16 protein-coding genes and 2 pseudogenes are annotated in these 21,064 nt (G+C 68.3%); 12 read left to right on the plus strand and 6 right to left on the minus strand.

Annotated features, from left to right (window positions below):
- Nucleotides 1-9: 9 nt before the first annotated feature.
- On the minus strand, nucleotides 10-1,047 hold the full coding sequence (locus O7543_RS00580; RefSeq protein ID WP_281550691.1) for an EamA family transporter: 1,038 nt from the start codon (nucleotides 1,045-1,047) through the stop codon (nucleotides 10-12).
- Nucleotides 1,048-1,191: 144 nt separating this feature from the next.
- On the opposite strand from O7543_RS00580, the gene O7543_RS00585 reads away from it, so the two are divergent.
- Complete coding sequence (locus O7543_RS00585; protein ID WP_281550690.1) at nucleotides 1,192-2,202, plus strand: ATP-binding cassette domain-containing protein; 1,011 nt, start codon at nucleotides 1,192-1,194, stop codon at nucleotides 2,200-2,202.
- The gene (locus tag O7543_RS00590) at nucleotides 2,199-2,507 is read left to right on the plus strand and encodes a hypothetical protein (protein WP_281550689.1); all 309 of its coding nucleotides are present in this window, start codon (nucleotides 2,199-2,201) and stop codon (nucleotides 2,505-2,507) included. The genes O7543_RS00585 and O7543_RS00590 overlap by 4 nt, the downstream gene beginning before the upstream one ends.
- A gap of 52 nt (nucleotides 2,508-2,559) precedes the next feature.
- Here the strand turns inward: O7543_RS00590 and O7543_RS00595 are convergent, their stop codons facing one another.
- Nucleotides 2,560-4,056, minus strand: a complete 1,497-nt coding sequence (locus O7543_RS00595) for an IS66 family transposase (protein WP_281550504.1) — start codon at nucleotides 4,054-4,056, stop codon at nucleotides 2,560-2,562.
- Between the two features lie 110 nt (nucleotides 4,057-4,166).
- Here O7543_RS00595 and O7543_RS00600 point away from each other — a divergent pair, with 110 nt between their 5' ends.
- On the plus strand, nucleotides 4,167-4,739 hold the full coding sequence (locus O7543_RS00600) for an ABC-2 family transporter protein (protein WP_281550688.1): 573 nt from the start codon (nucleotides 4,167-4,169) through the stop codon (nucleotides 4,737-4,739).
- A 2-nt stretch (nucleotides 4,740-4,741) separates the two neighbouring features.
- Nucleotides 4,742-5,578 (plus strand): ABC-2 family transporter protein, encoded by an 837-nt coding sequence (locus O7543_RS00605; protein ID WP_281550687.1) that lies wholly within the window; start codon nucleotides 4,742-4,744, stop codon nucleotides 5,576-5,578.
- A gap of 12 nt (nucleotides 5,579-5,590) precedes the next feature.
- Here O7543_RS00605 and O7543_RS00610 read toward each other — a convergent pair whose 3' ends face one another.
- Nucleotides 5,591-5,908: a DUF2087 domain-containing protein gene (locus O7543_RS00610; protein WP_281550686.1), complete on the minus strand. Its 318-nt coding sequence runs from the start codon at nucleotides 5,906-5,908 to the stop codon at nucleotides 5,591-5,593.
- Between the two features lie 489 nt (nucleotides 5,909-6,397).
- Here O7543_RS00610 and O7543_RS00615 point away from each other — a divergent pair, with 489 nt between their 5' ends.
- Complete coding sequence (locus O7543_RS00615; protein WP_281567299.1) at nucleotides 6,398-7,018, plus strand: C39 family peptidase; 621 nt, start codon at nucleotides 6,398-6,400, stop codon at nucleotides 7,016-7,018.
- Nucleotides 7,019-7,086: 68 nt separating this feature from the next.
- On the opposite strand, the pseudogene O7543_RS00620 reads toward O7543_RS00615, so the two are convergent.
- Both O7543_RS00620 and O7543_RS00625 read right to left on the minus strand, forming a co-directional pair.
- Nucleotides 7,087-7,266, minus strand: a pseudogene (locus tag O7543_RS00620) (FCD domain-containing protein); the annotation flags it as partial.
- Between the two features lie 90 nt (nucleotides 7,267-7,356).
- On the minus strand, nucleotides 7,357-8,316 hold the full coding sequence (locus tag O7543_RS00625; protein WP_281550684.1) for an intradiol ring-cleavage dioxygenase: 960 nt from the start codon (nucleotides 8,314-8,316) through the stop codon (nucleotides 7,357-7,359).
- 137 nt (nucleotides 8,317-8,453) lie between these two features.
- On the opposite strand from O7543_RS00625, the gene O7543_RS00630 reads away from it, so the two are divergent.
- On the plus strand, nucleotides 8,454-9,665 hold the full coding sequence (locus O7543_RS00630) for a hypothetical protein (RefSeq protein ID WP_281550683.1): 1,212 nt from the start codon (nucleotides 8,454-8,456) through the stop codon (nucleotides 9,663-9,665).
- Nucleotides 9,666-9,728: 63 nt separating this feature from the next.
- Nucleotides 9,729-10,307, plus strand: coding sequence for a hypothetical protein (locus tag O7543_RS00635; protein ID WP_281550682.1), 579 nt, complete (start codon nucleotides 9,729-9,731; stop codon nucleotides 10,305-10,307).
- 327 nt (nucleotides 10,308-10,634) lie between these two features.
- Here the strand turns inward: O7543_RS00635 and tnpA are convergent.
- Nucleotides 10,635-11,052 (minus strand): annotated as a pseudogene (tnpA, locus tag O7543_RS00640) (IS200/IS605 family transposase).
- Between the two features lie 16 nt (nucleotides 11,053-11,068).
- Between tnpA and O7543_RS00645 the strand changes: the two are divergent.
- The 5 genes from O7543_RS00645 to O7543_RS00665 all read left to right on the plus strand — a co-directional run bounded on the left by O7543_RS00645 (nucleotide 11,069) and on the right by O7543_RS00665 (nucleotide 20,603).
- The gene (locus O7543_RS00645) at nucleotides 11,069-12,307 is read left to right on the plus strand and encodes a transposase (RefSeq protein WP_281567300.1); all 1,239 of its coding nucleotides are present in this window, start codon (nucleotides 11,069-11,071) and stop codon (nucleotides 12,305-12,307) included.
- Between the two features lie 62 nt (nucleotides 12,308-12,369).
- Nucleotides 12,370-15,837 (plus strand): polymorphic toxin-type HINT domain-containing protein, encoded by a 3,468-nt coding sequence (locus O7543_RS00650; protein WP_281550680.1) that lies wholly within the window; start codon nucleotides 12,370-12,372, stop codon nucleotides 15,835-15,837.
- 59 nt (nucleotides 15,838-15,896) lie between these two features.
- Nucleotides 15,897-16,634 (plus strand): XRE family transcriptional regulator, encoded by a 738-nt coding sequence (locus O7543_RS00655; RefSeq protein ID WP_281550679.1) that lies wholly within the window; start codon nucleotides 15,897-15,899, stop codon nucleotides 16,632-16,634.
- 697 nt (nucleotides 16,635-17,331) lie between these two features.
- A complete protein-coding gene (locus tag O7543_RS00660) occupies nucleotides 17,332-18,720 on the plus strand; it encodes an IS1380 family transposase (protein WP_281550678.1) in 1,389 nt (462 codons plus the stop codon).
- A gap of 386 nt (nucleotides 18,721-19,106) precedes the next feature.
- A complete protein-coding gene (locus tag O7543_RS00665) occupies nucleotides 19,107-20,603 on the plus strand; it encodes an IS66 family transposase (RefSeq protein ID WP_281550677.1) in 1,497 nt (498 codons plus the stop codon).
- The last annotated feature ends 461 nt before the right edge of the window (nucleotides 20,604-21,064 follow it).

Consider the following 21,064-nt stretch of genomic DNA (forward strand, 5'->3'; position numbering starts at 1 on the left):
CCGCCGGTCTTACCCGCCGGCACCGGCCACTACGCCGGCCGACGGCGGCCGGCCGTCCGGCAGCTGTGGTCCGGGGGGCAGCGGCCCGTCGGGTGCCGGCGGTACGGCGGGCGGCACGCCGGCGCCGGTCCGGGCGGTCTCGGCCAGCGCCACCCCGGTCAGCACCAACGCGCCGCCGGCCAGCTGCACCGGGGTCAACGTCTCACCCGAGCCCAGCACCACCCAGGCCACCGTAGCGGCGAACACCGGCTCGACCATGCCGACGATGCCGACGCTGGTCGCCGGCAGGTGCCGCAACGCGCCGGTGATCATCAGGTACGGCACGATCGAGCCGAGGACCACCACGTAGCAGCAGAGCAACGCGACCGGCATCCCGCCCTCGGTACGGGTGAGCAGCGGCTGCCAGCCGTCCAGGCCGGCGGTGGCGGCGCGGACGATCAGCCCGGCGATCGCCGATGCGCCGAACGCCCAGGTGGTCAGGGACAGGGTGTCCCGGTCCTGGACGCCCCGGGCGCCGATCAGGAAGTACGCGGCGAGCATGACGGCCGCGCCCAGCCCGGCGGCCACCCCCAGCGGGTCGAGGGTCAGCCCGCCCCACACCTGCGCCACGCAGGCCAGCCCGAGCAGGCTCAACGCCAGCCCGGCCCACAGCCGGGGCAGCACCTGCTGGCGCTGCACGGCCCAGGCCCAGACCGCCACCATCAGCGGCGCTGTGTACTCGAACAGCAGCGCGATGCCGACCGGTAGCCGGGAGATGGCCACGAAGTAGAGCATCGGGACCAGGAAGAAACCGGTCAGCCCGTACGCGACGAGCAGCGGAACCTCGCGGCGGCGCAGCCGCACCCGGCGGGCACCGGGCCGCAGCACGACGCTGAGTACCAGCAGCCCGGTGAAGGCGCCGACCGCCCGCAGCACGGTCAGTTGCGGGGCGTCCAGCCCGGCTCGCAGCACCAGCTTGGAAACGGTGCCGTTGATCGCGAACAGGGCGCTGGCCCCGACCACCATGGCCAGGCCGAGCGCCTGTCGACGGGCGAACGCAGTCGTCACGGCGGTGAGGCTACCCTCGCCGCTGTCAGTGCCGTACCGCGATGCCGGCCCTTACCGCATGGTGGTCCGCCGGCCGGAGATCATGGTGGTCCGCCGGCCGGAAATTCGGTGGGCGGCGACGCACGGGTACGGCACCATCCGGGCATGGCCTTCATCGAAGCTGATGGCTTGACCAAACGGTTCCGCCGGCCGGTGAAGGACCCGGGTCTGCGCGGCGCGCTGAAACACCTGGTGGTACGCCGGTTCGCCGACCATGTCGCGGTCGACGGCGTCGATCTGCGGGTCGAGGCGGGCGAGGCGGTGGCGTACGTCGGGCCGAACGGCGCCGGCAAGTCGACCACGGTGAAACTGCTGGCCGGCATCCTGGTGCCGACCGCCGGGCAGGTCCGGGTCGGCGGGGTGGTGCCGCACCGGCAGCGGGTCGCCAACGCCCGACAGATCGGTGTGCTGTTCGGCCAACGTACCCAGCTGTGGTGGGATCTGCCGGTCCGCGAGTCCCTGGCCCTGCTGCGTGACCTGTACGACGTCGACAAGGCCACCTACCGGGAGCAGCTGGAGCGCTTCGACGACGTACTCGGGCTCGGTGAGCTGCTGCCGGTGGTGGCCCGCAAGCTCTCCCTCGGTCAGCGGATGCGGGCCGACCTGGCTGCCGCGCTGCTGCACCGTCCCCGGGTGGTCTACCTCGACGAGCCGACCATCGGGCTGGACATCGCGGTCAAGGACCGGGTCCGGGCGTTCCTGCGGGAGCTGCGCGCCGACGGCACCACCCTGATCCTGACCTCCCACGATCTCGGCGACATCGAGGACCTCTGCCAGCGGATCGTGATCATCGACCAGGGGCGAATCATCTACGACGGCCCGCTGGCCGGGGTGAAGGACCAGTTCGCCCGGCACCGCTCGATGCACCTGCACCTGGCCGACCCGGTGGAGCTGGACACGGTCGCCGCCGCCGTCGGCAGCGCACAGGTAGCCGCCGGCGCGACGCCGGGTGAGTTCACCGTCCGGTTCGACCGGTTCGCGGTCACCGCCGGCCAGGTGATCGCGGCCGTGTCGGCGGTGTCCGAGGTACGCGACCTGCGCATCGACGAGCCGGCCATCGAGGACGTGGTCCGCAAGGTGTACGCCGGTGAGCTGCGGCTGGTGCCGGCACCGTGACCACGGTCGCCGCCACCGACGCCCCGGCCCGGTCCAGCGGTGTCCGGCCGTACCGGGCGCTGGCCCGGGTGGCGGCCCGCAGCGCGGTCGCGTACCCGTTGAGTTTCGTCCTCGGCATGGCCGGGGTGCTGCTGCAGCTGCTCGCCATGCTGTCCATCTGGGCGGTGCTGCTCGGCTCCGGGACCAGCGTCGGCGGGTTCAGCTGGCCGCAGATGAAGGCGTACCTGCTGATCGCCTATGTCACCGGGTCGTTGGCAAACATTCAGGTGGTGCGCGCTGGGATTCCGCGTGGTGGCATAGCGTGATGGCCGGTTGGTTGGTGGCCGCCGGCTGATGTTGACCTGGGTGGGGTGGGGGTCAGGTGGGTGCGGGTAGGTTCGGCATCCAGGGTCGTCCGAGGATGGCGTCGCGCAGGACGGCCATTTTGTCGAGGCCGTTCTTCGCCGCGCTGGAGACGTAGCCGAGGATCTTGTACCGATCCTTGGTGCGTTGCTCGCTGGTGAGCCGCCCGGAGATCTTCTGCTGGATCTTCGCCGGTCGCAGGTCCCGTTCGGCCTGGTTCGACGTCGGCGGCACCAACAGGTCGTCAACGAAGCGCAGCACGTCGGCACGTCGGTCCCGGAAGACTTCCAACAGCAGGCGGGCTTTACGCTCACCCGGCCGGTTGCCGATGGTGCTGGTGTCGGACAGTCCGACCAGCACGCCGTGGTGCAGCCGGTACAGCAACTCGGCCTTCACTGTGGGGTCGATGCCCGGCCGGTTCTGCTCACGGGCCGTGTTCGTCTCGTGGATCAGCGCGCGCAGCGCGTCGGAGATCTGCTTCGGCCAGACCGCGTCGGGGTACACCTCGGCCGCACCGTCAAGATCACGTAACAGGTGAGCGCAACACAGTTGGTGGACCAGCGTGCCCAACTCGGCCGAGTCGTAGTTCCGGTACCGGTCGTGCACGACCACCGAGCCGGTCAGGTCCTTGACCACGAACGCCGTGAACGTGGCCAGGTCCCGGTCACCGACCTGGTAGTGAGTCCACAACTCGGTACACGCCACGAGCAGGTACTTCTCGGCCTTCTTCCGGCCCGGCCTCGGTTTCTTTGGCCCGACCCGCAGCGGCGTCTCGTCACAGCACACCGCGTACGCCAGGGTGATCAACATGCGGATCCGTTTGTCGACCTCGCTGGTCAGCGCCGCGACCCGGGTCAGCACGCCGTGCACGAACCCCGGCGACGGTGTCGCACCGGTCAGCGACCGAAGCATCTGTACACACCGCTGCACCGGGATGAAATGCACGACCATCAGATAGACCGCCCACGCCTGCAGGTTCGGGCCGTACCCCACCGGACCGGCCCCCGCGCCTTCCGGCCGGGCCGCGGTGTGCAGCTTCCCGCACCCACACCGCACCGCATGCTGGTCGTACTGGGTCAGCGTCGCGGTCATCAACGGAACCTCGACCTGCTGATACCGGTCCACCACACCCAGATCCCGCGCGTCCACCAACTCCGCGCCGCACCCGCAACTACCCTCGGGGAACCGGTCCCGCCGCTGATCAGGAGCATCCGACCAGGCCAGGTTCGACCCCGGCGCACCCCGCTGCCTACCCCGCGTACCCGCCGGGGTGTCCCGCTTCTTCCTCGCCGCAGGTGGCGTACGCCCCGGATCATCATCCTTCGACGGCGGAGACGACGAGTTCGACGAGTTCCGCGACAACAGATGCTCGACCCGCGCCAGCCGCACCGCGAGCGCCTCGTACGCCGCCGTCAACTCCGCGATCTGCGCGTCCTGCTCAGCAATCCGAGCGTCCTGCGTCCGTGCCAGCGAGATCAACTCTTCACGAGACAGATCCTCCGACACCGACACGCCAAGATCAAACCACAACGGACAGAACGGCGTCGAGCCGGTCGAACCCCGTCACTCAACCCGCGCTGACCGTCACTCTTCGCGCACCACCTGAATGTTTACTGTCGTTGATGTCGTTCGGTGACTGGGAGATGGCCGCCCGGATCCGCGATGGCATGGTCGCGGTCGACCTGACCCGCCCGGTCGACTACCAGCGGGCCCGGTTCGCCGAGACGCTCGGCATCGCCGCCGTCGAGGTTGCCTTCTCGCTGGCGGTCTGCGCCGTGGTGCTGGCGGTCACCGGGCCGGTCCCGGTGCCGCCGCCCGGCCAGGCGGCGCTGTTCGCGGTCAGCGCGCTGCTGGTGCTGCCGTTGCGGTTCACCACCGTCTACCTGACAGCTCTGCTGTGCTTCTGGACGCAGAACATTCTTGGCGTTTCGTTGGCCCGGGGAGCGATCACCAACCTGTTCTCCGGGGCGCTGGTGCCGTTGACCCTGCTGCCCGGCTGGCTGCAGGCGATCGCCGCGGTGCTGCCGTTCGCCGGCATGACGTTCACTCCGGCGACGATCTACCTCGGCCAGGCGACCGGATCCGACGCCTGGCTGCTGATCGGCATTCAGGCGGTGTGGACGGTGGCGTTGTGGTGGGGTGCCCGGCTGGCCTGGCGGTCGGCGGTGCGCCAACTGACCGTACACGGGGGTTGATCATGCGATCACGGACCGGCCTGCGCCGGGGGTTGCGGCTCTACCGGCGCAGCCTCGGTGCCCACCTACGGTCCACCCTGGAGTACGAGGCGGACTTCTGGATCCTGGTCGCCGGGTCGGCGCTGACCCAGCTCGTCGGCCTGGCATTTCTCGGCGCGGTCTTCTCCCGGGTGCCGCAGGTCAATGGTTGGACGTTCGCCGAGGTGGTCCTGATCTACTCGATCGTGGTGCTCTCCGACGCGGTCGGGCCGCTGCTGTTCGAGGGCGTGTGGCGGCTGCCGTGGCTGGTCAACAAGGGGGAGCTGGACTACAAAATGGTCCGGCCCTACCCGGTGGTGCTGCAGGTGCTCAGCGACGACGTCGGTATCAACGGGCTGGGCAACCTGGTCACCGGTGGGGCGATGTTCGGTTGGGCGGTGTGGCGGGTCGACGTCGCCTGGACCCCGGCGCTGGTCGTCGGCGGGCTGGGGCTGTTCGCCAGCGGCATGGCGGTCAAGCTGTCGATCAGCCTGGCCACCAACTCGTCGGCGTTCTGGCTGCAGAGTCCGCATTCGATCTTCGCGTACGCGGTGCACCAGATCGGTGACCTGGCCCGCTACCCGGTGTCGGTCTACACGTTCGGGGTGCGGCTGGTGCTGGTGGTCGGGCTGCCGTTCGCCTTCGTCGGATTCTTCCCGGCCAGCGCGGTGCTCAGTGCCGGTGGTGGCGATGCCGCCCGCGCCGGGGTCGGTCCGACCTGGCTGGGCTGGCTCACCCCGCTGATCGCCGCCTACTGCGTCGGAGTGGCGGCGCTGATCTTCCGATCCGGTCTGCGCCGTTACGAGTCCGCCGGCAGCTGATGGCCGGTCGGCTCAGCTCAGGCCCATCGACTCCACGTACCGCTCTGCGGTGTTCGGGTAGGGCAACGCCAGCGCGTTGCGGCAGTACCGGCCGTCGGCCCGGGCCATCAGCTCGGCTTCGATCAGGTATCGGCGGACCGTCACGTGGTCCACCGCACCGCCATCACACCAGCGGCGTAACCGTTCGTCGACCGTCGACTCGTCGTAGACCACGTCGCGTTCGAAACACGCCTGCGCGATGTGCGCCAGCACCGGGCGGCGGCGCGCCTGCCGGGCCGGCAACGAGACGATACGTCCCTCGCGGATGAACGGGCTCAACTCGGCGCTCATGCCGCCGGACGGTACGCAACCCGCCGCCAAGGTCGCTATCAGTTTTCGGGTGGACGCAGGACACCGATGGGCGTCAGGCGCCGTTTGCGAGGTTCGGTGCGGCGCGGCGGGCGGGTGGCTGAGGTGCCGGGCGCGGGGGAACATCGGCCGGCCGGGCGGCGTTGGATCCTGGCGTTGGACCGAGTAGGCGAGTGGCCGGGCTGATCTGCCGGGCCTGATCCGCCTGGTCCGCCTGGTCTGTCGCCCGGTGCGGGTGCGGCCGGGTCTGCGCGGCCCCGCCGGGTGCGGAATGCCGGGCATCCTCGGGTGGTTGTATCCGGTGCGCCGGTGAGACCGCCCCCCGCCTGGACCGGCGGGTGTGCGCAGGTTGGAGCGCATCATTTGAGTTCGATTTTCTTGTGCGTGTTCTGTTCTGTCCCGTTCGTGACCGGTCATCGACCCGGTGTGGTCTGGTGTCCGGTTCATTCCCCTCGGAACGGAGATTCTGCTATGAACACGATCTTCCGTAAGTTTGCTCTGTCGGTTGCTGGTCTGCTGACCGCTGGTGGTGTGGTGGCCGCTCCTGCGGTGGCGGCGCAGGCCGCTGGTCCGGGTGCCGCCGACGGCGGTGCGCGTGAGGTGGCGGTGCAGTACGAGGCGCAGCCGAACTTCTACTACTGCGGGCCGGTGGCGACGCGGATCGCGTTGACGGCGCAGGGTCATGCTCCGTCGCAGGATGAGGTGGCGGAGAAGTTGGGGACGACCGAGGCCGGTACCGATTCGGCTGAGGAGACGACCCGGGTACTCAACGAGGTGACCGGTGGTGACGAGTACGAGACGGTGTCGATCGGTGCGGCCGCGGCGAAGCCGGAGCATGTGGCGAAGCTGAAGGCGGATGTGCGTGAGGCGGTGGACGACGACCGGGCCGTGGTGGCGAACATCATGGGCACGGCGTCGGACGTCGACGGGGTGGCGCATTCGTACGAGGGTGGGCACTACCTGACGGTGACGGGTTACCGCGATGGTGGTGACACGGTGAAGATCGCTGACCCGTACTTCGAGGGCCAGGAGTACTGGATGGGCCTCGATGTGCTGGCTGACTGGACCGCCAAGCGCGGCTACTCCGCCTGACCGATGACAGTTGCGCTGGCCGGGTTCCCGTACGGGAACCCGGCCAGCGGCATGTTGGGGGACCGGCCCTACCGTTGCAGCCGGACCGGTTCGCCGAACCCGCTGCGGCGGACGAGCCAGGCTTCGGTGATGTGCGTGAACATCGCCGCCGCGGCGCCTTCCGGGTCGTGCGCGGCGATGCGTTCGTAGATCCGCCGGTGGCCGCGGTTGAATGCCACGCAAAACTGGTGGTCTGGGACTGGAAATGCAGCGACCTGCCGTACGACGGTGGCATCGGCTACGGGGTGGCGAAGCGGACGACGGTGGGGGCGGCTGACCCGGCGGCAGTACGTGGCAGGTCAGGACGGCATTCCGCTGGGCGGTGCCCCGCCGGGCCCACCGCCGGCCGGTCCACCACCGCCGGGAGCGGCGCCACCACCGGTCGGTGCCGTCGTGGTGTCGACCGGCACGGCCAGCGTCGCCGCGTAGCCGGCCGAGACGTCCCCGGTCACGGTGGCCAGCTGGCTCGCCCCGCCGTCGTCGCCGAAGACGTTGTCGGTGTCGAGGCTGAGCTGGGCGAGGTTGGTGACCGATGAGTCGTAGGCGGGTTCGGCGTACACGGTGTCGCAGACGTCCTGGGGGAGAGCGACCTGGGAGGTGGCGATGGCGTTGCCGGCGTCGGTGATGCTGGCCTCGTCGGGGTAGACCTCGAAGTGGATGTGCGGCCAGCGGCCGGTGTAGCAGGCGGGGAAGATGGTGGTGAAGGTGACCTTGCCGTCGGTGTCGGTGATCTGGACGCCGCGCAGGTAGTTCTGGTCGGTGACGCCTTCGGAGTACATGGAGTAGCGGCCTTCGCGGTCGCAGTGCCAGACGTAGACGGCGACGCCGGTGAACGGGGTGCCGTTGTTGGCGAGGTCGGTGACGGTGAGTTCGAGGGTCAGTGGTACGCCGTCGGCGGTTCCGCTGGATTCGCCGAAGCTGGAGCGGATGTCGCTGCGGACGACGCCGCTCTGTTCGAGGACGTCGGGCCCGTTGGAGCCGTCACCGGGGTACGGCCCGGCGGTCTCGTCCGGGATCTCGCCGGTCGCCGCAGCGGCCGCGGCCGCCGCCGAGGTGCCGCCGCTGGCCGCTGTGTTCGCACTGCAGGCGGCGAGGCCCAGGGTCGCAGCCCCCAGGCCGAACGCCCGCAGCACCTGCCGGCGACCCAGCAGGGTGCCGAGGTCGAAGCCGAGGCCCTGGTCGACGACGTCTTCGTCCGGCCTGGGCAACGGGCGGCCCTGGTAGCGCGGGGTGGTGTCCCGGCGGGAGTCGCGTCGCATCCGTTTCTCCGTTCGTGAAGATGGCTCACTGTCGGGTGTCGTGCGGATCTGCGACCAACCCTCACCGCCGTTGCCCGCAGCCCGCTGGATCCCAGCTGGAAGTTGGCTGTGCCAGTCGGTACGCCAGGATGGGGAACGTGACGACGATGCCGGTACGGGACAGGGTCGAGGCGACGCTGCGGGCGTGGGACGGCTACGAGCGCCAACGTGGTGCCACCCCGGTGATCGACTACGACTGCGCGCCGCTCGACCCGGCCGCCCCACCGCCCACCCCCGCGACCAGCCGGTTCGCCGTACTGGCCGGACTGACCGCCGTCGCCGACGAACTGACTGCCGTCGCCGACGAGCCGGACTGCCGGGCCGACGACCGGCTGCGGGCCCGGGTCGACGCGGACATCACCTACCTGCGGGCCATGCTCGGCGAGCGGCTGCCGCTGACCGACTACATCCGGCGGACCCAGGGCTGCGGTGCGGCGGGCTGGCCGGACGACCACCTCGCGGCGGTCGGCGACCGGGCCCGCGCGAGCCTGGCCGACCTCGGCGTCGACTGGAACGACGGGCTCCCCGGCCAACTGGCCCGTGCCGAAGGGATCCTGCGTCGCCAGGACGTCCCGGACGCCATCGAGCAGGCGGCGGCCGAGCTGGAACCCCTCGTACGCGCGGCGACCGGCACCGCCGCGCCGTACCAGTTGACAATCGAACGGGTCGACGTCGACGCCTACTGGTCGTACTGGCTGGACGGGGCCGGCTCCGCCGCCCGGCTGCGGCTGAACCGGCAGCGCGCCGAGTTCACCGAGACGCAGGCCCGGGTGTTCGCGCTGCACGAGGTGCTCGGCCACGCTCTGCAGTCGGCCAGCTGGTACGCCCAATGGTCGACCGTGGACGACGGTGCGGTCCGCCTGCTGTCGGTGCACACGGACACCCAGGTGCTGCTGGAAGGCTTGGCGCAGGCGCTGCCGCTGTTCGTCACCGGCGACGACGCGGCGGCGGTGGCACGGGTGCGGGTGACGCACTACACCCAACTGGTCCGGGCCGGGCTGCACCGGGCGGTCGACGACGGCGTGCCGGTCGCCGACTGCGTGGCGTGGGCCCGGCAGCGGGTGCCGTTCTGGTCCGACGAGGAGATCGGCGACGCGCTGACCGACCGCGGCGTCGACCCGCAGCTGCGGTCGTACCTGTGGGCGTACCCGGCCGGCGTCGACTGGTTCGTGGCGCTCGCCGACCGGGGCGACCCGCAGACCCGTACGGCGGTGCTGCGGGCCGCGTACCAGGGCCCGCTGACCCCGGCCGACCTGACGGCACTCTGGCCGACCGGCCCGACCATCGGCGGACCCGGTGCCGACAGCTGACCGATGGTGCGGATCAGTGTGGACGGTACGCCCGTTGTGTTCCGGTGCGGGTAGGGTGCGACCGTGACGAAGCGCAAGGGCGGTCGGGACGGGCAGCGAACGCAGGACCACCAGGATGGACAGCGGCGCAAGCGGATCGCCCTGCTGGCCGGCGGTGCCGGGCTGGTCGTCGTCGCGGCGGTGCTGCTGACGGTGGTGCTGTGGCCGGACGATCCCGAGGAGCCCCGCGCCCGCGAGTACCGTGACGTCACCGCGTGCCTGCTGACCGGGGCCGCCGGGGTGACCGACTCGGCCGCCGCACCGGTCTGGGCCGGCATGCAGGACGCCTCGTTGCAGACCCGGGCCAGGGTGCAGTTCCTCGAAGTGAACGGGCCGCAGACCGCCGACAACGCCGCCGGATACCTCGCCAGCCTCGCTGGCAGCCAGTGTCAGCTGGTCCTGGCAGTCGGCGAGGCGCCGACCGCCGCGACGGTCGGGGACGCCACCCGCTACCCGCAGGTCGACTTCGTACTCGTCGCCGAGGGCCAGTCGGCGGGCGACGCCAGCAACGTGACCGTGGTGTCCGACGCCGAGCCGGCCGCGATCCAGCAGCGGGTACGCGACCTGGTCGTGGCTGCGGTCGGTGACCCGGCCGACGACTGAGCCCGGGATTAAATCGCCGAGGGTTGATCTAAGTCAACCCTCCGTACGGATGCTTGTGCGATCCGCTAGCGCCGTCGGAGACTGTCCGATGTCGGCGTGATCAACGTCGGACAGTCTTTGTACACGGGGGAGGGCGGCCATGCGCCGTGCCATCAGTCGTGCATCCTGGTCAACGGCGGCCGGCCGGTGGCGCAGACCGACGCGCTCGGCAACGTCACCAAGTTCGGCTACGACGTCGGCGGCTACCGGAATGCGGGCCAGTGCTCCGGCCTTCAGGCCGGGGGTGAAGGCCCGCGCTGGGAGGGCCGCCAGGGCCCGAGCAGTGCTCTAAACTGGCCGGTTCTGCTGCTCGATGTACTGCGTCACGATGCTCAGTGGTGCGCCGCCGACGGAGCCGGCGAAGTACGAGCCCGACCAGAGTTTGTTGGCCCGGTGGTAGTGGCGGGCGAGTTCGGGGAACTTCCTGCCGCGGGCGGCGCGACGGGACGCCCTTGAGTGAGTTGACCAGGCGGGAAACGGCGACTTTGGGTGGGTGGTCGACCAGCAGGTGGACGTGGTTGTCCTCGCCGTTGAACTCGACCAGCTCGGCCTCGAAGTCGCGGCACACGTCCCGCATGATCTGTTCCATCCGGGTCAGGTGCCGGTCGGCGAACACCGGGTGCCGGAACTTCGTCACGAAAACCAAATGAACATGCATCGCGAAGACACAGTGCCTGCCGGTACGGATACCCTCACCTTCTGCCATAGACCAACATGATATCGTGTGGTTCGTGCAGCTCCGGTACCAGTTCCGGGTCTACCCGACACCCGGCCAGCAGATCGCGCTGGCGAAGGCGTTCGGATGCGCCCGGGTGGTGTTCAACGACGGGCTGCGCGCACGGCAGACGGCACGCGAGCAGGGTCTGCCGTACGTGTCGGACGCTGAGCTGTCGAAGCGGGTCATCACGCGGGCCAAGACGACTCCGGAACGGGCGTGGCTGGGCGAGGTGTCGGCCGTGGTGTTGCAGCAGGCCCTCGCGGACCTCAACACCGCCTACCGCAACTTCTTCCACTCCGTGTCGGGCAGACGTAAAGGCCGCACGGTGGCGCCGCCGAGGTTCCGGTCCCGTAAGGACAACCGGCAGGCCATCCGTTTCACCCGTAACTCCCGGTTCACGGTCCTGGACAACGGCCGTCTGCGGCTGCCGAAGATCGGCGACCTCACGGTCCGCTGGTCCCGGTCGTTGCCGTCGGACCCGTCGTCCGTGACGGTCATCCGGGACGCGGCCGGGCGGTACTTCGCCTCGTTCGTCGTGCGGGCCACGGACGAGCCACTGCCCGAGGTGGACTCGGAGGTCGGCATTGACCTGGGGCTGACGCACTTCGCGGTCATGTCCGACGGCACGAAGGTCGCCGCGCCGAGGTTCCTGCGCCGCGCGGCCCGCAAGCTCAAACGGCTGCAACAGGCCCTGTCCCGCAAACAGCGGGGCAGCAACCGCCGTAGGAAGGCTGTCGTGAAGGTCGCCAGGGCGCACGCCCGGGTGGCCGACACCCGGCGGGACTGGCAGCACAAGCTGTCCACGACGATCATCCGTGAGAATCAAGCGGTGTACGTCGAGGACCTGTGTGTCGCCGGTCTCGGCCGGACCCGGCTTGCCAGGTCCGTCCACGACGCCGGATGGTCGTCGTTCGTCGCCATGCTGGAGTACAGGGCCGCGAGATACGGACGCACGTTCGCCCGGGTGGACCGGTGGCTCCCGTCCACCCGGATGTGCTCGGACTGCGGCCGGATCAACGAGAAGATGGCGTTGGACGTCCGGTCGTGGGTCTGTCCGTGTGGCGGTCACCACGACCGGGACGTCAACGCCGCGATCAACATCAAGGCCGCCGGGCAGGCGGACTTCAACGACCGTGGAGCGCGGGTAGGACCGGGACCCGTCCCGGCACCGCGCGGTGAAACGGTAACCCACCAGAACACTGCGCGTGTCACGCGCAGCGTGGCTGGAATCGCCGCCGATTAGGGCGGCGAGGATGTCAAAGCGACGTCGAGCACGATCTGACCGGCCGGGTCCTGGCCACCGCCATGTACGACGCGGCCGGCGTGCAGCTGGTGCGGGAGACCACCAGCTACGACCGGGCCGGCAACGTGACCGCCGCGACCGACGGGCGCGGCACCACCGCCACCTTCGAGTACGACGCCACCGGTGCGCTCACGAAGCACACCCAGCCGATCTCCGGCTCCGACGACATCGTCACCACGTTCGGCTACGACCTGTCCGGCAACCGGACCCGGTTCACCGACGGGCGCGGCAACGCCTTTTGGACCGGGTACAACCCGTGGCATCTGCCGGAGAAGCAGATCGAGCCGTCGACCACCGCGCACCCGGCGGCGGCCGACCGGACGTTCAGCGTCGCCTACGACGCCGCCGGCCGACCGGTGACCCAGTTCCTGCCCGGCGGGGTCACCATCAGCAGCGAGTACGACGAGATGGGCCAGCTGCTGCGTCAGGAAGGCTCCGGCGCGGAGGCGACGACCGTCGACCGGGTCTTCGACTACGACCTCGGCGGCCGGATGACCGAGTTCTCCGGTGGCGGTGGCACCAACACGATCAGCTACGACGACCGGGACCTGCCGCTGTCGATCAGCGGCCCGGTCGGCAACTCGACGTTCACGTACAACGGCAGCGGGCAGTTGGCCAGCCGGCAGGACGCGGCCGGCACCACCAGCTACGGCTACGACACCGCCGGGCGGCTGGCCGGCCTGACCAACCCGACCGCCGGCGTGACCATGGGCTACGCGTACAACAACCTGTCCCAGGTTTCGCAGATCACCTACGGAGGCACCGGCAACCGCCGGGAGTTCACCTTCGACGACCTGCACCGGCTCACCGAGGACAGGTTGGAAACCTCCGGTGGTACGCAGATCGCGGCGATCGGCTACGGCTGGGACGGAAACGACAACCTGATCTCGAAGACGACCACCGGGTTCGGTGGTGCCGCCGTCACCAACACCTACAGTTACGACCTGGCCGACCGGTTGACGTCGTGGAACAACGGTTCGGCGACCGTGGTGTACGCGTACGACAAGGCCGGTAACCGGGTGCAGAACGGCGTCAAGCTGTTCACCTACGACCAGCGGAACCGGCTGCTGACCGCCGACGGGACGGCGTACACGTACACCGCCCGTGGCACCCTCGCCGCCGCCGGCACGGTCGCCACGACCGCCGACGCGTTCGGTCAGGTGCACAGCCAGCAGACCGGCGGTGGTGGGCCGGCGCGTACGTACGACTATGACGGGTTGGGTCGGGCGGTGCGGCCGGGGTTCGTGTACACCGGGGTCGGTAACGACCTGGCGGCGGATGACACGGCGACGTATGTGCGGGGGCCGTCGGGTGAGGTGGTGGCCGGGACGGCGGGTGGGACGCAGCGGTTGGTGTGGACGGATCTGCACACCGACGTGGTGGGTCAGTTCACGACGACCGGCACCACCCTGGCCGGGGCGACGACGTACGACCCGTTGGGCAAGGTGGTCGCCAGTACCGGGATGGTCGGGAGTCTGGGTTACCAGTCGGAGTGGACCGACGCGGTGACGTCGCGGGTGAACATGCACGCCCGCTGGTACAACACCGACACCGGGCAGTTCGACACCCGCGACTCGGCCGCGAACAGCCCGGTGCCGGACTCGATCGCCGCGAACCGCTACCAGTACGGCGACGGCACGCCGTTGACGACGATCGACCCGACCGGGCACTGGGGCAACCCGTTGAAGGCGGCGGCGAAGCTGGCGTCGAAGGCGACGTCGAAGGTGTCCAGCGTCACCCGCCGGGCGGTGTCCAGCGTGTCGAGCTACGGCAGCGCCGCCTACCAGAAGGCGAAGAAGGTCACCAAGACCGCGGCGAAGAAGGTCACCACCGCCGCGAAGAAGAAGGTCAACCAGGTCAAGGCCAAGGCCGCCAAGGTCAAGAACAAGGTCAAGAAGACGTACGCCAAGGCGAAGAAGACGGTCAAGAAGAAAGTCAACCAGGCCAAGAAGTACGTGGCGAAGAAGGTCGCCAAGGCGAAACAGAAGGTGAAACAGAAAGTCGCCCAGGTCAAACAGGCGGCGAAGAAGGTCGCCGCGAAAGCGACCCGGGTGGTGAAGAAGACCGTCACCGTGGTGAAGGACGCGGCGAACGCCACCAAGAAGTGGGTGGTGGAGCACAAGGACACCATCCTGGAGGTCGCCGCGATCGCCGGCGCCGTCGTCGCCGGGCTGGCGTGCACGGCGGTCACCGCCGGCGCCGGTGCGGTCGCCTGCATGGTGGGCGCGGGTGCGTTGATCAACCTGGCGAAGGATGTGGCGCAGGGCGACATCCACTCCGTCGGTGACGCGCTCGGCTCGCTCGGTACGGGGGCGATCATGGGCCTGGCCGGTGGTGCCGGTGGGGCGATCGCGGCGAAGGTCGGTACGGCGATCGCCGCCAAGGCCGGCTCGGGGGTGACCGCCCGGTTGGCCAGTGACGCGGTGGAGAACGGCATCTCCGATGTCATCTCCCAGGCCGCCACCACCGGACGCGTCGACCTCAGAGCCGCCGCCCTCGGGTCGGTGCCGGGACTCAACCTGATCGGCCGCAAGGGCGGCGGTGCAGGCCCCGCGCGGGCTCCACCGGGACGCGGCGGCAGCACCGCCGGCGGTGGATCAGGTCCGGGTTGTCGTACGCACAGCTTCGCCCCCGACACCCGGGTCCTGATGGCCGACGGCACTACCCGCCCCATCGCCGACATCAATGTCGGCGACCAGGTGGTGGCCACTGACCCGGTGTCCGGCACGTCGTTGCCGAAACCGGTCACCCAACTGCACCGCAACACCGACCGCGAGCTGACCGACGTCCGGGTCCGCACCAGCGACGGCACCTCCACCGTGGTGGAGACGACACCGAACCATCCCTTCTGGGACGACAACCGGCAGGCATGGGTCAACGCCGGCGACCTCAAGCCGGGTGCCAAGCTGCGGGTGGCGGGTCGCGGCGAGGTCACGGTGGTGTCGGTCCAGACACGCCGGGACGAGCGGGAGATGCGCGACCTGACAGTCGCCCACACCCACACGTACCATGTCATCGCGGGCGACCACCCCGTCCTCGTCCACAACTGCGGCACGGGGCCGATCAAACCGACTCGTACCTTCCGGACCGAATCGGCCATTGACCATCAGCCGCAAGGTCCGCTTCCCCGGTCGGCCTTCAACGAAAATGGTCGAAACTTGTCAGATGGTGACCATCATTACGTGGTAATGAGAAATGGTTCAGTACGGTCGATGCGCAGCGCTGACATGCACGCGATCGATGCAACAGCTGGCCACACTAGTCTGTCGGAAGGTGAGCCGGTTTTCATGGCCGGGCACTTCCAGGTCAAGGAGGGCCGTATAACCGAGTTTGACAACTGGTCTGGCCATTATTCGCAGAACAATGCAATCCCGGGTTATCAACCAATCTCGGACGTCGCCAGGGATGCTCTCGAAAATAACGGGTTCCGGGGTGCTCGAAGTGCGGATTGGGACGATATTCTCGAGTGAGACTTGTGGACAGGTCTATGATTGAGGGGTACTAGTTTGTCGATGAATCATGGTTATGGATGGCGGATTCTGTGAACTTCTTGGCGATGATCGAGCGGCTTTCGCGGATTCGCGGCCAGAGCTTCGACGATTTGATGCGAGTCGCCGGAGTGGATCCCTTGATGGTCGATGCGGCCATCAAGGGTGACGTGCTCGGTCAGTCGAGCCTACAACGACTCGCGCGTGTGCTTGACATGCACGCGGCGGATCTCTTCGTGGTGGCTGGCATCGAAGTTCCTAGCAACCTTGCGCCACTTTCGGCTCCGGCTGGTCCGGTCTTGGATCATCTTGTGAGAACGGCTCTTCGTCTGCCCGCCGAGCGACTTGAGCAGCTCCTCAGGGTGGCGAGATCGGTGCCAAGGCGGGACTCGGTGGCGTTGACGGTGCGCAAGCGCGACAACTTCCCTTATGGTCCGGGATCTGTCATCGTGGGCATGCTCCGTAACCGGAATCTGAACAACCTAAACTCCGTAAAAATGCTGTACCGGCTTGCCGGAATTGGGCCACTATCGTCGGCGACAATACATGCATTTGGATCTGGCCGTAAGGAGCTTAGTCCGGACTTTCTGGCTGGTTTTGCGGCTGTGCTCGCCCTACGGGGCGATGAGTTGGCGGCGCTTCTTGATATCGAGCCGGTTGACGTTAAAATACCTGTGGATGTCGCAATACGTCAGGTGGCGGAGTTGCTTTGGGATGTGCGCCATTTGAATAACGATCAGCTCCGCAATATCCAGGAGGAATTCGGCGCGATTAACTGATCGTGTGTGTTTGGATCGGGGCTTCTTGTATTGGGCTAAGTGGGTACAGTGGGAATGCATTCTTCGGGCGACTACATGGCATGACCTGTGGCGCTGATGTACGCAGTCGCCCATTTGGCTTGCTGTCGCGGCTGATCTATTGCGATCATGAATTCTCGGAGATCCGCAGTGTGCACGGACCGCCTGAGAGGGCAGTTCGGAAGATTACGTCCTTTTCGGGGCGAGAGTGAATACTCCGGGTTCGTCTTCGGTGAGGACGCGGCGGTTGACCATGCGTTTGAGCTTCGCGCGGGTGCCTTCGACGTGTTTCGGTGAGGGCTCGACGCCGAGTGCGAGGCAGATGCCCTTCGCCCGCATCCCGGCGGGTGTGGCGGCGAGGACTTCCAGGATCTGCTGGTAGGGGGTGCTGGCGATCGTCGGGTCGTCGGCGGTGAACTCGGTGGCGGCGAGCGTGCGCAGGGTGGTGCGGGTGGTCGCCAGGGCGGCCAGTTCGCTGTTGACGCGGCCGAGTTCGGCGGTGAGTGTGGCGATCTGGGCGGTTTCGATGAATGTGTGCTCGACGCGGTTCGTGCCACTGGGCCTCGATCCACCGATGAAGGTCGGACCGGCAGGACCCCGGCTATAGAAAGTGCCCTCTGAACTGGAAGGATAGGAGTTCTGACGCTTCTATCGCTCGGTTCGAGAGGGCACCTCGCAGGTGAGAATACGCCAGGACGCGCCGGTGGTGCGCGCGACGTTCGACGATCCGAATCTGGTGTCGTGTGCCGGTCTCGTTCCGGTGATGCGCCTGGCCGAGCAGGCCGGTCTGCATGACGCGGTCGCCGACCGGGTGCGGCTGCCGACGGACAAGGGCGCGAACCCCGCCGGGAAGGTCGCCACGGTCGTGGCGGGGATGCTCGCGGGCGCGGACAGCATCGACGACCTCGACATCGCCCGGCACGGTGGCATGCGGTCGCTGTTCGGCAGCGTGTACGCGCCGTCGACGCTCGGGTCGTTCCTGCGTACGTTCACCCACGGGCACGTACGGCAGTTACAGGCCGCCGCCCGCGACACCCTGATCGGTCTGACCGGCCGGGCACCGATCCTGACCGGCGCCGACACCCTGTGCTTCGTGGACATCGACTCCATGCTGCGGCGGGTGTACGGCAAGCAGAAGCAGGGCATCGGGTTCGGCCACGCCAAGGTCGGCGGCTACAACGTCTACCTGCGCGGCTACAACCCCCTGGTCGCGACGCTGTCCACCCCGCTGTCCGCGCCGGTGATCGCCGCCACGAGGCTGCGGTCGGGTAACGCCGGCTCGTCCCGGGGCGCCGCCACCATGATCGCCGAGGCCATCACGACCGCCCGGGCATGCGGCGCTTCGGGGGAGATCATGGTGCGAGCGGACTCGGCGTTCTACGCCAAGACGGTGATCAGCGGCTGCCGGCGTCGTGGCGTGCGGTCCTCGGTCACCTGCCGCATCGACCCGAAGATCCGCGCCGCGTGCGACGGCATCGCCGCCGACCAGTGGGTCGACATCACCTATCCGCAGGCCGTCCGGGACGAAGACGCCGGCCGGTGGATCTCCGACGCGCAGATCGCCGAAACCACGTACACCGCGTTCGCCGGCACCCGACACGAGGCGACCGCCCGGCTGATCGTGCGCCGCGTCCGCCGCGACGACCCGCAACAGATCCCCGGCCAGGACGAACTCCTACCGACCTACCGGTACCACGCCGTGTTCACCGACAGCCCGTACACCCTCGTACAGGCCGAAGCCCAGCACCGGCAACACGCGATCATCGAGCAGGTCAACGCCGACCTGATCGCCGGCCCCCTCGCCCACCTGCCCTCCGGACACTTCAGCGCCAACGACGCCTGGCTGACCTGCGCCGCGATCACGCACAACCTCACCCGCGCCGCCGGACACCTCGCCGCGGGCACCTGGTCGACCGCCAGACCCGCCACCATCCGGACCCGGATCATCACCGTCGCAGCCCGCCTCGCCCACCGGGCCCGCACCATCCACCTACACCTGCCCGAGTACTGGCCCTGGCAGGCGGCGTTCGACAACCTGTTCACCGCCGTCCAGCCGGCACCCGGCTGACCACACCCCACCAGCCGAAACCAGGCGGCCCGACCACAGGCCACAATCCCGTTCCACCCCGAACACTCACCCTCGGAGCAAGCCGATCACGTGATCGGCGACTCCCTCACGCCCGCCGCACCACCCAATACAGAAATGATCAACCAACATTCAGCGGCAACCGCGTCGGTGGATCGAGGCTGGGGCAGTAAGCCCAACCAGGGTTCATGGTTATGCAGGTCGCGTCGGACAAGGACTTGTGCCAGTTGGGTTGGCTGCTTCGAACCACGTCATCCTGATGGTTGGTAAACATTCAGGTGGTGCGCGAAGAGTGACGGTCAGCGCGGGTTGAGTGACGGGGTTCGACCGGCTCGACGCCGTTCTGTCCGTTGTGGTTTGATCTTGGCGTGTCGGTGTCGGAGGATCTGTCTCGTGAAGAGTTGATCTCGCTGGCACGGACGCAGGACGCTCGGATTGCTGAGCAGGACGCGCAGATCGCGGAGTTGACGGCGGCGTACGAGGCGCTCGCGGTGCGGCTGGCGCGGGTCGAGCATCTGTTGTCGCGGAACTCGTCGAACTCGTCGTCTCCGCCGTCGAAGGATGATGATCCGGGGCGTACGCCACCTGCGGCGAGGAAGAAGCGGGACACCCCGGCGGGTACGCGGGGTAGGCAGCGGGGTGCGCCGGGGTCGAGCCTGGCCTGGTCGGATGCTCCTGATCAGCGGCGGGACCGGTTCCCCGAGGGTAGTTGCGGGTGCGGCGCGGAGTTGGTGGACGCGCGGGATCTGGGTGTGGTGGACCGGTATCAGCAGGTCGAGGTTCCGTTGATGACCGCGACGCTGACCCAGTACGACCAGCATGCGGTGCGGTGTGGGTGCGGGAAGCTGCACACCGCGGCCCGGCCGGAAGGCGCGGGGGCCGGTCCGGTGGGGTACGGCCCGAACCTGCAGGCGTGGGCGGTCTATCTGATGGTCGTGCATTTCATCCCGGTGCAGCGGTGTGTACAGATGCTTCGGTCGCTGACCGGTGCGACACCGTCGCCGGGGTTCGTGCACGGCGTGCTGACCCGGGTCGCGGCGCTGACCAGCGAGGTCGACAAACGGATCCGCATGTTGATCACCCTGGCGTACGCGGTGTGCTGTGACGAGACGCCGCTGCGGGTCGGGCCAAAGAAACCGAGGCCGGGCCGGAAGAAGGCCGAGAAGTACCTGCTCGTGGCGTGTACCGAGTTGTGGACTCACTACCAGGTCGGTGACCGGGACCTGGCCACGTTCACGGCGTTCGTGGTCAAGGACCTGACCGGCTCGGTGGTCGTGCACGACCGGTACCGGAACTACGACTCGGCCGAGTTGGGCACGCTGGTCCACCAACTGTGTTGCGCTCACCTGTTACGTGATCTTGACGGTGCGGCCGAGGTGTACCCCGACGCGGTCTGGCCGAAGCAGATCTCCGACGCGCTGCGCGCGCTGATCCACGAGACGAACACGGCCCGTGAGCAGAACCGGCCGGGCATCGACCCCACAGTGAAGGCCGAGTTGCTGTACCGGCTGCACCACGGCGTGCTGGTCGGACTGTCCGACACCAGCACCATCGGCAACCGGCCGGGTGAGCGTAAAGCCCGCCTGCTGTTGGAAGTCTTCCGGGACCGACGTGCCGACGTGCTGCGCTTCGTTGACGACCTGTTGGTGCCGCCGACGTCGAACCAGGCCGAACGGGACCTGCGACCGGCGAAGATCCAGCAGAAGATCTCCGGGCGGCTCACCAGCGAGCAACGCACCAAGGATCGGTACAAGATCCTCGGCTACGTCTCCAGCGCGGCGAAGAACGGCCTCGACAAAATGGCCGTCCTGCGCGACGCCATCCTCGGACGACCCTGGATGCCGAACCTACCCGCACCCACCTGACCCCCACCCCACCCAGGTCAACATCAGCCGGCGGCCACCAACCAACCGGCCATCACGCTATGCCACCACGCGGAATCCCAGCGCGCACCACCTGAATGTTTGCGATGGTTGCCGTTCTTGGTCAGATTTTTGAGGCGTACGATGACTTCTTGGCGCTTTATGGCGAGAACGGGAAGATGGCACTATGGAATATCTACCATCGGGTAAAAGTGGTTCACCTGCCGATGGCGTAGTCTGCGAGTTTCGGTGTCGCAGTCTCTTGCGTCGTCAGACAGTGCGACGGTCCTCATTGCCCTTCGGAAGCATGACCGGATTTGCTGGGTTGGCCGGTGCCGCGGGCCTGTCGAGATTTCGCGAATGAACTCGTTGCCTGCTGATCTTCTTGGCATTCTGAGATGTGCCGGTTGGGGACCGGGTAGGAATGTGGATATTGGCGATTTGGTTGAGCTATTGCGTTCGTG

Origin of the sequence: Solwaraspora sp. WMMA2080 (assembly GCF_027497395.1) — a bacterium.
Lineage (GTDB): Bacteria > Actinomycetota > Actinomycetes > Mycobacteriales > Micromonosporaceae > Micromonospora_E.